Genomic DNA, 13,425 nt, shown 5'->3' with positions numbered 1-13,425 from the left:
GTCTCAGTTCGACTGGTTGAGGGCGAGTTGTTCGGCGCGGTCGACGGAGTCGATGAGCGCGACTCTGAGTCTATTGGCCTTTTCGGAAAGACTCTGCTGGCGCTTCATGTATTCGGCTTTGCCGGCGACGGTTTCGATTGCAACGACACCATAGCCCCACGGTCTGACGTCATACGGCGAGGCCTCCATGTCGAGTGTGCGCAGCTGGAGTGCCAGGTCGAAGGCTTCGAGCACAATGCTTCCCTCAACCATGGGCTGCAGCTTCATGGCCCACTTGTACAGGTCCATTCCGGCGTGCAGACAGCCGGGCTGTTCATTGTCGCGCATACCCTCCCGTGTGGGTTGGACGGTGTTGAGTCCGCGCGCATCGGGGGTGAAGAAGCGAAATGCATCGAAGTGGGTGCACTGAATTCGGTGGTTCTCGACGACCTTGTCCGTTTCCTCCTGGCTCAGTCGCAGGGGGACGTCTTCGTGTCGCTGCTGGCCGGGTTTGAGCTTGTACACCATGGCCCATTCGTGCAGTCCGAAGCAGCCCAGTGCCGCCTGCCTGCCCAGGGTACTTCGCAGCAGGTCGCGGATGAACACCGCTCCGCCGCCCCGATCCTGCCACCACTCGGCGGCATCGACCCGGGCGTGGTCGGTCACGGTGTACCAGCGGCGCGAGAAATACTGCCGGTCGTCTTCTGTTTCTATGCCCAGCACAGTGCCGGGGGCCGGGTTCCACTGGGCGATCTTTGCCGGTTTGAACGGGTAGTAGGTGAACAGGAAGTCTTCGACCGGGTGCTTTTCGCCCCGGGAGCGCCTGGCTAGGTGGGCGGCTGTTCTGCTGTTGACGGCCTGTACGTGAGTATCACGCCGCGCCCTCCACTCACGAGGCGCCAGGACCGCTTCCCGGTTCACTTCAGTCTCCTTGTGGTCTTCGCGGTCGCCACGTGGTTCCACGGGTCTTCCGGCCACGGGTGTTTTCTGTACTTGCCGCGGTTTTCGGCACGCACATCAGAATAGGCCCCGTTCCAAAACGATTCGAGGTCGGCGGTGATCGCCAGCGGCCGCCCGGCGGGGGAGAGCAGGTGCAGCAGAACGGAAACGCGACCGTCCACGATCCGCGGACTGGCTTCCCACCCAAAGCACTCTTGGAGCTTGACCGCCAGCACCGGCGGTTCGTCGCCGTCGGGGTAGTGCACCCGGTGGCGCGAACCGCTGGGCACTTGGATGCGCTCAGGAGCCAGTTCGTCCAGACGCGCTGCCTCCGGCCACGGAAGCAGACCGGTCAGCGCTCGTTCCATATCCGGTTTGCCGCCTGCAGCAACAGCAGAGATTTCACCGGCCAGCCACGCTGGGTCATCTGACAGCGCCTCGAAGCTGACATCCGGCCATGGTTCGCCCAGTTCGCGGTGCAGAAGCGCCATGCGCCTGCGAAGAGCTTCGGCCTGTTCCGACAGCGGGAGCACGTCGGCCAGTCCCCGAGCGGAGATTGCTTCCTCAATTGCGCGGCGGGCGGTCTCGGTGTTTGCCTGAACCGGGGTAGATGACAGTTCAATTGCGCCGAAGCGCCGAACTCTGCGTGCACGCACTGACCGACCGTCGAACTGAGCGATGTCGTCTTCACCCAGAAGAGAATCCGCCGCCAACTGGGCCTGCTCAAAGTCAATCGGCACCGCCGCACCGATGACGGAGCGGCTGCCCGCACGGCGGATGTCCGCTATTGCCAACCATTCGTGGCCGCGAAGAGCGCTGTCGCGTGGAAGTTCGCCCGCTGTCCCGCTTGCCAGTTTGTACGTCGATTCGTCGACCGCTCGGGCAATCCGCTCTGGAAAAGCCAGCGCGGTGACAAAAGCCAGACCGGCTTCATCAAGATTCGGTCCGGCCTCCGCCTCGACAAGGCTCGCGAAGCGCTCAACCTCCCGGCGGAAATCCGCATCCTCACGGACCGCGCGATACCCCTGCCACAGAGCACCGCCGGGGGAGCGGACATCCGAAACCAGAGCCGCAGCCGCCTGCGCAGCCGCGGTGCCTCCAATGAAGTCCGCACCGTCAAACAGTGCGCGGGCCAAACGCGGATCAGCTGGAACCGCGGCCAGCCGTCGCCCAAGGTCAGTGGGCTGTCCCGCCTCGAGCGCCCCCAGCCTGTTCAGCACCGCCTCGGCCTGGTCCAGGGCCGGCTCAGGAGGCGGAGTCGGCAGTGCGAGACCCTCACCGCGGGGTGCACCCCAACAGGCGAGGTCGAGGGCAGTCTGCGTGAGATCGGCAGTGGTGATCTCCGCGGGAGCGTGCGCTGGCCGTGCGGCAAAATCCGCCTCGGCCATACAGCGGATCACGGTTCCGGGCCCCTGTCGGGCAGCGCGCCCGGCCCGCTGCACCATAGAGTCCTTCGCCGCGCCGACCGTCACCAGACCTGACATGCCGCGCACAGAATCCAGCCGCACCTGCCGGTCGAGCCCGGCATCGACCACGGTGCGAACACCGGGCACCGTCAGAGAAGACTCGGCGACATTCGTGGCCAGAACAATTCTTTGGCGATCACCGCCACCAGAGGTGATTCGGCGCTGCTCACGCGCCGGGGTGCTGCCCGTCAGGGTGAGAACCTCCGCATCGGTCAGCGAAGCCAAAGCTGATTCCACCCGGGCAATCTCGCGCCTACCGGGAAGGAAAACGAGGATGTCGTGTGCCACCTCGTGAGCGTGGTCAGCAGCGATCCGGGCAACGTGATCGAGAAAATCCCGCTCAACCCCGCGCACACCCAGAGCGGCAGGCCCGGGCGCCCAGCTGTGCTTCAGGTCATACAGCTGGGCTGGGGCGCTTAGAACAGGTGCGGGAGTACTCGGTTCGCCCAGAAGGTCAGCCCACATCTGCGCATCCACCGTGGCGGACATGACCACAAGGCTCAGGTCATCGCGCAGATCTGCCAACTGGCGCAGCATGGCGAAGACAAGATCAGATTCGAGGGCGCGTTCGTGCACCTCGTCCATGACAACAGCGCCGATGCCGGACAGTTCGGGGTCATTCAGCAGGCGGCGCAGAAGAACGCCCGTCGTTGCGAACTCAACCCGATCACCCCGCCGATGCTCACCGCGCACGGCAAGGCCCACGCGCTCGCCCGAGAGGTCCGACAGACGGTCCGCGGCAGCACGCGCCGCCACCCGCCTGGGCTGAGTCACCACCACCCGACCGGGCACCAGATTCGCGACCGCAGGCGGAACAACCGTCGTCTTGCCCGTGCCGGGAGGAGCCTCGATCACCGCGCGCAAAGGTCCAGGCACACAGCAGTCAGCCAAGCGGGGGACAAGAGAAGCCGCCGGAAGTCCGCGCCCAATGGCATCGAGGTCGAAAACACTCACCCCAGTAGACTAAGGGGCATGCGCATTGTCAGATTTGTCCACAACGACGAACCCACCTACGGGGTGCTCGAAGGCCAGGTTCCCGAACCCGCAGACGACGGCACTTTCGACACATCGGGCCTGGAAATCGCGGTCCTGTCAGGAGACCCCTTCTTCAGCCCCGCTGGGTCCACCGGCGAACGCCTGCCGTACGCGGACGTGCGCCTGATCGCCCCCATCATCCCGCGCTCGAAAATCATCGCTGTCGGCCGCAACTACGCCGACCACGCCCGGGAACTCGGCAACGAAGTTCCCGCAAGCCCGCAGTACTTCTTTATTCCCAACACCGCCGTGGTCGGGCCGAATGAACCCGTCCGCCTGCCCGCAGTGTCCGAAGAGGTGTCCTACGAGGCCGAACTGGCCGTCATCATCTCCCGCGTGGCCAAGCAGGTCCGCCGCGAAGACGCACTCAAACACGTGCTCGGCTACACGGTGGCCAACGACGTCACGCTGCGCGACCTGCAGAAAACCGATCTGCAGTGGGCCCGCGCGAAGGGCTTTGACACCTCGACCCCATTGGGACCTTGGATCGAAACCGAGCTCGACACAGAAGACCTCAGAGTGCGCTCGTGGGTCGATGGTCAACTGCGCCAAGACGGCACCACGGCAGACATGGTGTTCGACGTCCCCGCACTCATCGAATCCATTACCGAGACCATTACGCTGCTGCCCGGAGACATCATCCTCACCGGCACACCGGCCGGTGTTGGAAAAGTCGAAGCCGGCCAGCGCATGAACATCGCAGTCGAAGGGCTGGGACTGCTGTCCAACCCAGCCATGGACGCCTGAAACAAGAAAAGGAAAAACGTGAGCGTACGAGTTCGCTTCTGCCCTTCGCCTACCGGAACCCCGCACGTCGGGATGGTGCGCACCGCCCTGTTCAACTGGGCGTATGCCCGCCACACCGGCGGCACATTCGTCTTCCGCATCGAAGACACCGATGCCGCGCGCGACTCCGAAGAGTCCTACCAGCAGATCATCGAAGCGATGAACTGGCTGGGCCTGGACTGGGACGAGGGCATTGACGTCGGCGGCCCACACGGCCCCTACCGCCAGTCCCAGCGCGGTGAGATCTACCAGGACGTCATCCAGAAACTCAAAGACGCAGGCCACCTGTACGAATCGTTCTCCACGCCGGAGGAAACCGAAGCGCGCCACCGCGCAGCCGGGCGCGATCCCAAACTGGGCTACGACGGCTACGACCGCGACCTCACAGAAGAACAGAAGGCCGCCTTCCGCGCAGAGGGACGCGAACCCGTGCTGCGCGTGCGCATGCCGGATGAGGACATCACGTTCACCGACGTGGTGCGCGGAGAAATCACCTTCAAGGCGGGCTCAGTTCCGGACTTTGTGGTTGTGCGCGCCAACGGCCAGCCGCTGTACACACTCGTCAACCCGGTTGACGACGCACTCATGGGGATCACCCACGTGCTGCGCGGAGAAGACCTCCTGTCCTCGACACCTCGCCAGATTGTGCTGTACGAAGCGCTCAAGGACATCGGCATTGCTGAATTCACCCCCGAGTTCGGCCACCTGCCCTATGTAATGGGCGAGGGCAACAAGAAACTGTCGAAGCGCGACCCCGAATCGAACCTGTTCCACCACCGCGACAACGGCTTCATTCCCGAAGGGTTCATCAACTACCTGGCTCTGCTGGGCTGGTCGATTGCTGCCGACCGCGATGTCTTCACGGTCGAAGAAATGCTGCAGGCCTTCGACATCCACGACGTTCTGCCCAACCCGGCCCGCTTTGATGTGAAGAAGGCCACGGCCATCAACGCCGACCACATCCGCATGCTCGACGAAGACGACTTCGGCCGCAGGCTCCTGCCGTTCCTGCAGAATGCCGGGCTGATTGACGCTGAGCCCACCGGACGTCAGCTCGAGGTGCTGCGCCAGGCCGTGCCTCTCGTTCAGACCCGCATGAACCTGCTGAGCGAAGCTCCAGACCTCATGAGCTTCCTGTTTGTTGACGAAGACGAGTTCGAACTCCACGAAGACGGGCTGAAGACCCTGCGCGAAACCGCGCCCGAGGTTCTGCGTGCCTCCATCGAGGTGTTGGAGCCGCTGGAGGACTTCACGGCGGAGACGCTGCAGACGGTTCTTAAGACAAAGCTCGTTGAGGAAATGGAAATCAAACCGCGCTTTGCCTTCGGTCCGCTGCGCACTGCGCTGTCGGGCAGGCGGATCTCCCCACCGCTGTTCGAGTCGATGGAAATCCTCGGCAAGGACGTCACGCTGGGCCGTCTGCGCGGCCTTCTCAACCACCTGGAGGGCTGAATCACTGTGCTGAAATGCGAAGACCTGCGCATTGAGGTTCCCCTCGATCACTTTGGGGACACCCCCGGAACAATCGAGGTCTACGCGCGCATCGTGGGCACTGCCGACAGCGACAGCAAGCCGTATCTGCTCTACCTGCAGGGCGGGCCCGGTGTTGAGGCCTTCCGACCGACAGTGAACAGCCCCTCGTGGCTGCCAGAAGCACTGAAAACCCACCGGGTGGTCATGCTCGATCAGCGCGGCACCGGGCTGTCTTCGCCAATCGGCTGGGTGGACGGCCGGTTTGTCGGCACTGGGGGAGCACAGGATCCCGAAGCGGTCGCTGAACGCATGAGCTTCTACAGGGCCGATGCGATCGTTGAGGACGCAGAAGCCGTCCGCCGGGCTCTCGGGGTGGAGCAGTGGGCGATCCTCGGTCAGTCGTTCGGCGGATTCACCTCGCTGCGATACCTGGCCGAACACCCCGAATCTCTGCTGAGTGCGCGTATCACCGGGGGACTGACCCGTGTTCCACAGCCCGGCGCCGACCCCGATCCGGCGATTGCATACGCCCGTACGTGGCAGATTATGCGCGAGAAATCACAGAAGTTCTTTGCGGAGTATCCCGGTGCGGCTGACGCCATGAAGAGGCTTCACGCCCGTGCTGTCACCGACGGCATAGCCCTGCCGGACGGCACTGTCGCCGCAGAGGCCCACGTCCGTTCGCTCGGACTCCTGCTGGGTGCCAGCGGCGGAGATCAGCAGCTGCGCTTCCTGTTGGAGCACGACATCGATTCGGCAGCCCTGCGGCACGACCTTCAGGCCTCGCTGCCGTTCAGTGCGCGCAATCCGCTGTACGCAGCCTTCCACGAAACCTGCTGGGCAAGCGGCGCTAAGACCGCCTGGGCTGCTCTGCGCGCACGCCCGGCCGAAGTTGCCGATGATCCGCTGTGGCTGTCGGGTGAACACGTGGACCCCGAGCTCTTCCGCACGGGTCCACTGGCCGTGTGGGACGACGTTGCACAGGCGCTCGCTGAACGGGACTGGCCTGTCATGTGGGATGTCGAGAAGCTGCGTGCGGCATCGGTTCCGACCGCGGCCGCGGTCTACACGCACGACGCCTTTGTGCCCCGCGATATGTCTCTGGAGACGGCCGGGATGCTCGCCAACTGTGAAGTGTGGGAGACCGATGCCTATGAGCACAACGGTCTGGCCGCTTCTGGGGGCGAGGTTCTGCGGAGGCTGGGCGGGCTCCTGCAGGGGCTGAACGCGCAAGCCTGAGCTGGGTTTTGCATTCCTGCCCGGCAATGATGTAAAGTTTACTTCTGTTGCCGAGCGGGAATTCCCGCCAGCTCATTGGGGTATGGTGTAATTGGCAGCACGAGTGATTCTGGTTCATTTAGTCTAGGTTCGAGTCCTGGTACCCCAGCCAATCTTCATAGAATTCAACAGTCTTGCCCCCGTCGTCTAGCGGTCCAGGACACCGCCCTCTCAAGGCGGAAACGGCAGTTCGAACCTGCTCGGGGGTGCAAAAGGCGAAAGCCCCAGCCAGTCGGCTGGGGCTTTCTGCTTTCCAGAGCGCGGCTTTGTCACCGGGAGGGCGATTCTGCTGGCTAGGTGGAATATTGAGGCAAAAACGCTCGGTTCGCCTCTGTTTACTGCCGAATCAGCAGTATCGCCCGCCAAGCTCAGGCGCGGTTGAGAGCTTCTGTCAGTGCGCGCGCAGCTTCAACAACAGACTGTGCGTGCAGACGACCGGGCTGGCGCGTCAGACGGTCAACCGGACCGGAAATCGACACTGCGGCAACAACCCGGTTTGACGGCCCCCGGACGGGCGCGGAAACGGAGGCGACACCTCGTTCGCGTTCGGCAATCGACTGCGCCCAGCCGCGCCGGCGAACACCGGAGAGCATGGTGGCAGAAAAGCGCGCCCCGCGCAGACCGGAGTGCAGGCGGTCGGGTTCTTCCCACGCGAGCAACACCTGGGCGGCAGAGCCGGCGCGCATCGACAGGGTCGCTCCAACCGGAACCGAGTCGCGCAGACCGACGGGGCGCTCAACAGCGGCAACACACAGGCGCAGATCGCCCTGACGGCGAAACAGCTGAGCTGATTCGCCCGTGCGGTCGCGCAGCTGGGCGAGGATCGGCCCGGCTGCAGCCAGCAGGCGGTCTTCGCCGGCGGCTGAAGAAAGTTCGGTCAGGCGGGGGCCTAGGATGAACCGACCCTGGAGGTCGCGGCCGACAAAACGGTGGTATTCCAGCGCGACTGCCAGGCGGTGCGCTGTCGGGCGGGCGAGCCCTGTGAGCGCAACAAGTTCTGCCAGCGAGGCGGGCCCGGCTTCGAGTGCGGCTAGAACGGCCGATGCTTTGTCTATAACACCGACGCCGCTTCCGGATTGACTGCTCATGCCACTATTCAAGCGTCTCAGGATTCAAGATGCAAGTCCGATGCTTGGACATTCGCTCGTACAGTGAAAGCCACATCAGGGAAAGCCGATGCGAAAGGACGCGCACTGTGGGCAAGACGCTTGCGGAAAAAGTGTGGGATGACCACACGGTCAAAGCCGGAGAGGGCCAAGACCCCGATCTCATCTACATTGACCTCCACCTTGTCCACGAGGTGACATCGCCGCAGGCCTTTGAAGGCCTTCGCCTGGCCGGACGCCCCGTGCGCCGTCCCGATCTCACAATCGCGACGGAGGACCACAACACCCCAACGCTCGACATCTTCAAGCCGATCGCCGATCCCACCAGCCGCACCCAGATCGAAACCCTGCGGGCAAACGCCGAAGAGTTCGGCATTCGCCTGCACTCCCTGGGCGATGCCGAACAGGGCATCGTGCACGTGGTCGGACCCCAGCTCGGTCTGACCCAGCCGGGAATGACGGTTGTCTGCGGTGACTCCCACACTTCGACCCACGGAGCATTCGGATCGATTGCCATGGGGATCGGCACCTCGGAAGTCGAGCACGTCCTGGCAACCCAAACGTTGCCCCTCAAACCGTTCAAGACCATGGCGATCACCGTCAACGGCGAACTGCCGGAAGGGTCGACCGCAAAGGACATCATCCTGGCGATCATCGCCAAGATCGGCACCGGCGGGGGGCAGGGATACATCCTCGAATATCGCGGTGAGGCCATCGAAAAGCTGTCGATGGAAGCGCGCATGACCATCTGCAATATGTCTATCGAAGCGGGTGCTCGCGCAGGAATGGTCGCGCCCGACCAGACAACCTTCGACTACATCAAGGGCCGCCCGCACGCCCCACAAGGCAAAGACTGGGATGAAGCCGTCGAATACTGGAAGACCCTGCGCACCGATGACGACGCCGTCTTCGATGCCGAAGTCGTCCTCGAAGCCGAAGACATCGAACCGTTCGTCACGTGGGGCACCAACCCCGGGCAGGGCCTGCCGCTGTCGGCTTCCGTGCCCAACCCCGCCGAAATTGCTGACGAAACCGAGCGCTTCGCCGCCGAAAGCGCAATCGAATACATGGGGCTGACACCCGGCATACCGCTGCGGGACATTCGGGTGGACACGGTCTTCCTGGGCTCGTGCACGAATTCCCGGATTGAAGACCTCCGAGGTGCCGCCGACATCATCCGAGGCCGCACCAAAGACCCTGAGGTTCGGATGCTCGTGGTGCCCGGTTCGGCTCGTGTCCGCCTGCAGGCCGAACAGGAGGGGCTGGACAAGGTGTTCACCGACTTCGGCGCTGAGTGGCGCTTTGCAGGCTGCTCGATGTGCCTGGGCATGAACCCTGATCAGCTGGCAGAAAGCGAACGCTGTGCATCGACCTCGAACCGCAACTTCGAAGGGCGTCAGGGCAAGGGCGGACGCACCCACCTGGTGAGCCCGCTCGTAGCCGCCGCGACCGCGGTGCGCGGAACACTGTCAAGCCCGGCGGATCTGGACTGAGGGAGGAAAGCTGTGAAGAAGATCACCAAGCACACCGGGATCGGCGTACCGCTGCGCCGCTCGAACGTCGACACCGACCAGATCATCCCGGCGGTCTACCTCAAACGGGTGACCAAGACCGGCTTTGACGACGCACTGTTTGCCCACTGGCGCAAAGATCCCGAGTTCATCCTCAATCGCGAACCGTTCTCGGGTGGATCCGTGCTCATCGCTGGGCCGGACTTCGGGACGGGCTCCAGCCGCGAACACGCAGCGTGGGCGCTGAAAGACTACGGGTTCAAAGCCGTGCTCTCCAGCCGCTTTGCCGACATCTTCAGGTCCAATGCGGGCAAAAACGGCCTCGTCGCAGCACAGCTTGAACAGTCCGACATCGAACTGCTGTGGAAGGTCATCGACAACAACCCGAACGCGGAAGTCACGGTAGACCTCGAAACGAAGACCGTGTCGGCTGAGACCGTCACGGTGCCGTTCCAGATTGACGACTTCACCCGCTGGCGGCTGATGGAAGGCCTCGACGACATCAGCCTGACCCTGCGCGATGCCGACGCAATCGACGCTTTTGAAGCACAGCGGCCAAGCTACAAGCCGCTGACGCTGCCGGCCCGCACGGAAGACTGACCCGGGCGCAGCTGCGCTTCAGACGACGGGCAGGCCAGACAGGGCAGGGCAGAGAGCACCAAACGCGCAAGGCCCAGGACCGACACCCACTGAAGGTCCTGGGCCTCAGCCGTACCGGATAGCATAGAGTCCGGCTGATACGCAGAAGTACAGGAGGAACATGCTCGAGGTCAACGGCGGCAATCCGCTCACAGGCACCGTTCGCGTCAGAGGCGCAAAGAACCTGGTGCCCAAGGCGATGGTGGCCAGTCTTCTGGCGGACACGCCATCGGCGCTGCGCGGGGTGCCGCGAATCAGCGACGTCGACATTGTCACCGGACTTCTCGAACTCCACGGGGTCAGCGTCACCCAGCATCCCGACGGTGACCGCCCCGACGGAGAGCTGCGCATGGACCCCTCGCGCGTCGAACAGGGATCAGTCGCAGACATCGACGCCCACGCGGGCTCGTCGCGCATCCCGATTCTCTTCTGCGGTCCGCTGCTGCACCGGTTGGGACGCGCCTTCATTCCCGACCTCGGCGGCTGCCGAATCGGAGACCGGCCCATTGACTTCCACCTCGACGTTCTGCGCTCTTTCGGTGCGCAGATCGAAAAGACCGCAGGCGGCATCAGCCTCACCGCACCCACTCGACTTGCCGGAACCAAAGTCGAACTGCCCTATCCGTCGGTGGGCGCAACAGAACAGGTGCTGCTCACCGCGGTGCGCGCCCAGGGCCTGACCGAGCTCAAAAACGCCGCTGTCGAACCCGAAATCCTCGACCTGGTGGCCATTCTGCAGAAAATGGGCGCCATCATCTCGGTCGACACAGACCGGGTCATTCGGATCGAGGGAGTCGACTCACTCAGCGGCTACACCCACCGGGCGCTGCCGGACAGGATCGAAGCGGCATCGTGGGCTTCTGCGGCTCTGGCAACCGGCGGCGACATCTTCGTCGAAGGCGCAGACCAGCCCAGCATGCTGACCTTCCTCAACACCTTCCGCAAAGCCGGCGGGCAGTTCACAGTGAAGGAAAACGGCATCCGGTTCACCCACCCCGGCGGGCGCCTGCAGTCGCTGGCACTGGAAACAGCGGTCCACCCGGGCTTCATGACCGACTGGCAGCAGCCCTTCGTCGTAGCACTCACACAGGCCACCGGTCTGTCGATCCTGCACGAAACCGTGTACGAAAACCGGCTGGGATTCACGGGTGCGCTTGTCAAAATGGGCGCGCAGATCCAGCTGTACCGTGAATGCCTCGGCGGCACACCCTGCCGCTTCGGACAGCGCAACTTCCGCCACTCCGCTGTGATCTACGGGCCCACACCGCTTAAGAGCGCAAACATCGACGTGCCCGATCTGCGCGGAGGGTTCTCCCACATCATTGCCGCGCTTGCCGCCGAGGGCCGGTCAGAAGTGTCCGGAATCGAGATCATCAATCGCGGCTACGAAGACTTCATCGCCAAGCTCGGCGGCCTGGGGGCCCAGGTGAGCCTGTCGTGAGCAAAGACCAAAGCAGCGGGGGTGAACCGAGGGGAAGCCTCGGCTTCGAAGTCTCCTACGACCCGAAGTCGACCCAGCGCCAGCACCGGCGGGCGTCACTTCTCGCTCCTGTGGTGCGCGGAGCTCTCCGCCCCCTGGGAAAGATCGCCGTCCGCGGTGCCGAAAACATCCCGCAGGACGGTCCGCTCATTATCGCCTCCTACCACCAGTCGAACCTTGACCCGCTGGTCGTGGGCGTGGCCATATACAACCAGGGCAGGCTGCCGCGTTTTATGGCCAAACACACCCTGTTCACGTTCCCCGTGGGACTGCTGACCCGCACTCTGGGCCAGATCCCGGTGGTCCGCGGGTCCCGCGAGGCAGGGGACTCCCTGGCGTATGCAAAAGCTGCTCTCGCCGCTGGCCAAACAGTCACCATCTATCCCGAGGGCACCCACACAAAGGACCCCGACATGTGGCCCGGACCGTCGAAGTCCGGCACCGCGAGGCTGGCCCTGCAGACGGGCACGCCGATCATCACCGCTGCCCACTGGGGTGTGCAGGATGCGCTGCCGGGCAAATCTCTGCGCCCGAAGCTTGGACCAGGCCGCGTGATGACCGTAGACTTCTCCGAGCCGATCGTCACCGAAAGCGTCCCTGACACTCAGGACAACGTCGTGTCGCTGACCGAGCACATCACCGCTCGCATCGCCTCTCAGCTGGCCGATCTGCGCGGAGAGGCAGTGCCCGATCGGTTCCGCACTGCACTTGAATGGAGGAAAGCGTGACAACAGCCGTCATGGGCGCCGGATCGTGGGGAACAACCTATGCCGGTGTGATTGCCGACGCGGGGTTCCCCGTGACTGTCTGGGCGCGTTCGGAAGAGGCTGCCCGCGAACTGCGGGAAGAGCACACGAACTCCAAGTACCTGCCGGGCATTCGCTTCAACGATCGGGTCAGTGCCACCAGCGACCCCGTGGAAGCACTGCGCGATGCCGAAGTCGTTGTGCTCGCCGTTCCCGCGCAGTCGCTGCGGGAGAACCTTCAGCAGTGGAAAGACCACATTCGGCCCAGCGCGATCATCGTCAGCCTCATGAAGGGCATCGAACTGGACACCGGCCTGCGCATGAGCCAGGTCATCGCAGAAGTCACCGGCTTTGACGACAAGCAGATCGCCGTGGTGTCTGGACCCAACCTGGCCCGTGAAATCGCCGAACATCAGCCGACCGCGACGGTTGTTGCGTGCTCCTGCCCTGAAAACGCGGAGGAAATCGCCCGGCGCAGCGCAAACTCCTACTTCCGCCCGTATACGAACTCCGATGTTGTCGGAGTCGAATTCGGCGGCGCCGTGAAGAACATCATCGCGCTGGCAGTCGGCGTTGCCGACGGTCAGGGGCTCGGCGACAATTCGAAGGCGTCGATCATCACCCGCGGCCTGGCGGAAATCACCCGTCTGGGTCTGGTGATGGGAGCACAGGCGCACACTCTGGCCGGTCTTGCCGGAATGGGCGACCTCGTTGCCACGTGTGCCTCACCCCTGTCGCGCAACCGCTCTTTCGGCCGTCTGATGGGCGAAGGCCTCAGTGTCGAAGAAGCCGCAGAAAAGACCAAGCAGACCGCCGAAGGCGTCAAATCAGCCCCCGCGGTGCTGGGACTCGGCGCAGCACACAACGTCGACCTGCCCATCACACAGGCTGTGTCCGCAGTCATCGACGGGCGCCTGCACGTTGACGATGTCGCAGGCCTGCTCCTTGCCCGCAAGCGCAAAGACGAATCACAGAGCATCTGAAGGC

General features: G+C 63.8%; 11 protein-coding genes and 2 tRNA genes. 10 read left to right on the top strand and 3 right to left on the bottom strand.

Annotated elements, in window-relative coordinates; all coding sequences use genetic code 11:
• Positions 1 to 3: 3 nt before the first annotated feature.
• Positions 4 to 900, bottom strand: coding sequence for a 3-methyladenine DNA glycosylase (locus HMPREF2757_RS04025; protein WP_070573591.1), 897 nt, complete (start codon positions 898 to 900; stop codon positions 4 to 6).
• On the bottom strand, positions 897 to 3,338 hold the full coding sequence (gene hrpB, locus HMPREF2757_RS04020; RefSeq protein ID WP_070573589.1) for an ATP-dependent helicase HrpB: 2,442 nt from the start codon (positions 3,336 to 3,338) through the stop codon (positions 897 to 899). Before hrpB ends, HMPREF2757_RS04025 begins: the two co-directional genes overlap by 4 nt.
• A gap of 18 nt (positions 3,339 to 3,356) precedes the next feature.
• Between hrpB and HMPREF2757_RS04015 the strand changes: the two genes are divergently transcribed.
• The 5 genes from HMPREF2757_RS04015 (at position 3,357) to HMPREF2757_RS03995 (ending at position 7,165) form a co-directional block, all read left to right on the top strand.
• Positions 3,357 to 4,166 (top strand): fumarylacetoacetate hydrolase family protein, encoded by an 810-nt coding sequence (locus tag HMPREF2757_RS04015; protein ID WP_070573587.1) that lies wholly within the window; start codon positions 3,357 to 3,359, stop codon positions 4,164 to 4,166.
• 18 nt (positions 4,167 to 4,184) lie between these two features.
• A complete protein-coding gene (gltX, locus tag HMPREF2757_RS04010; RefSeq protein ID WP_070573585.1) occupies positions 4,185 to 5,657 on the top strand; it encodes a glutamate--tRNA ligase in 1,473 nt (490 codons plus the stop codon).
• A gap of 6 nt (positions 5,658 to 5,663) precedes the next feature.
• Positions 5,664 to 6,917 (top strand): alpha/beta fold hydrolase, encoded by a 1,254-nt coding sequence (locus HMPREF2757_RS04005; RefSeq protein WP_070573583.1) that lies wholly within the window; start codon positions 5,664 to 5,666, stop codon positions 6,915 to 6,917.
• Between the two features lie 76 nt (positions 6,918 to 6,993).
• A tRNA-Gln gene (locus HMPREF2757_RS04000) sits at positions 6,994 to 7,068 on the top strand.
• Between the two features lie 24 nt (positions 7,069 to 7,092).
• Positions 7,093 to 7,165 (top strand) — tRNA-Glu (locus tag HMPREF2757_RS03995).
• A 159-nt stretch (positions 7,166 to 7,324) separates the two neighbouring features.
• Here the strand turns inward: HMPREF2757_RS03995 and HMPREF2757_RS03990 are convergent.
• Positions 7,325 to 8,044 (bottom strand): IclR family transcriptional regulator, encoded by a 720-nt coding sequence (locus HMPREF2757_RS03990; RefSeq protein ID WP_070573581.1) that lies wholly within the window; start codon positions 8,042 to 8,044, stop codon positions 7,325 to 7,327.
• Positions 8,045 to 8,151: 107 nt separating this feature from the next.
• On the opposite strand from HMPREF2757_RS03990, the gene leuC reads away from it, so the two are divergent.
• The 5 genes from leuC (at position 8,152) to HMPREF2757_RS03965 (ending at position 13,421) form a co-directional block, all read left to right on the top strand.
• Positions 8,152 to 9,555 carry a 3-isopropylmalate dehydratase large subunit gene (leuC, locus tag HMPREF2757_RS03985; protein WP_070573579.1) on the top strand — a complete coding sequence of 468 codons (1,404 nt, stop codon included), beginning with the start codon at positions 8,152 to 8,154 and terminating at the stop codon, positions 9,553 to 9,555.
• 12 nt (positions 9,556 to 9,567) lie between these two features.
• A complete protein-coding gene (gene leuD, locus HMPREF2757_RS03980) occupies positions 9,568 to 10,173 on the top strand; it encodes a 3-isopropylmalate dehydratase small subunit (protein ID WP_070573578.1) in 606 nt (201 codons plus the stop codon).
• A gap of 160 nt (positions 10,174 to 10,333) precedes the next feature.
• Positions 10,334 to 11,653, top strand: a complete 1,320-nt coding sequence (murA, locus tag HMPREF2757_RS03975) for a UDP-N-acetylglucosamine 1-carboxyvinyltransferase (protein WP_070573575.1) — start codon at positions 10,334 to 10,336, stop codon at positions 11,651 to 11,653.
• Positions 11,650 to 12,420 carry a lysophospholipid acyltransferase family protein gene (locus tag HMPREF2757_RS03970; protein WP_083304090.1) on the top strand — a complete coding sequence of 257 codons (771 nt, stop codon included), beginning with the start codon at positions 11,650 to 11,652 and terminating at the stop codon, positions 12,418 to 12,420. The genes murA and HMPREF2757_RS03970 overlap by 4 nt, the downstream gene beginning before the upstream one ends.
• Positions 12,417 to 13,421, top strand: a complete 1,005-nt coding sequence (locus HMPREF2757_RS03965) for an NAD(P)H-dependent glycerol-3-phosphate dehydrogenase (protein ID WP_083304089.1) — start codon at positions 12,417 to 12,419, stop codon at positions 13,419 to 13,421. Before HMPREF2757_RS03970 ends, HMPREF2757_RS03965 begins: the two co-directional genes overlap by 4 nt.
• Positions 13,422 to 13,425: the final 4 nt, after the last annotated feature.

This window comes from Brevibacterium sp. HMSC063G07 (genome assembly GCF_001810665.1).
GTDB lineage: Bacteria > Actinomycetota > Actinomycetes > Actinomycetales > Brevibacteriaceae > Brevibacterium.
This window is presented reverse-complemented; position numbering and strand designations above follow the sequence as displayed.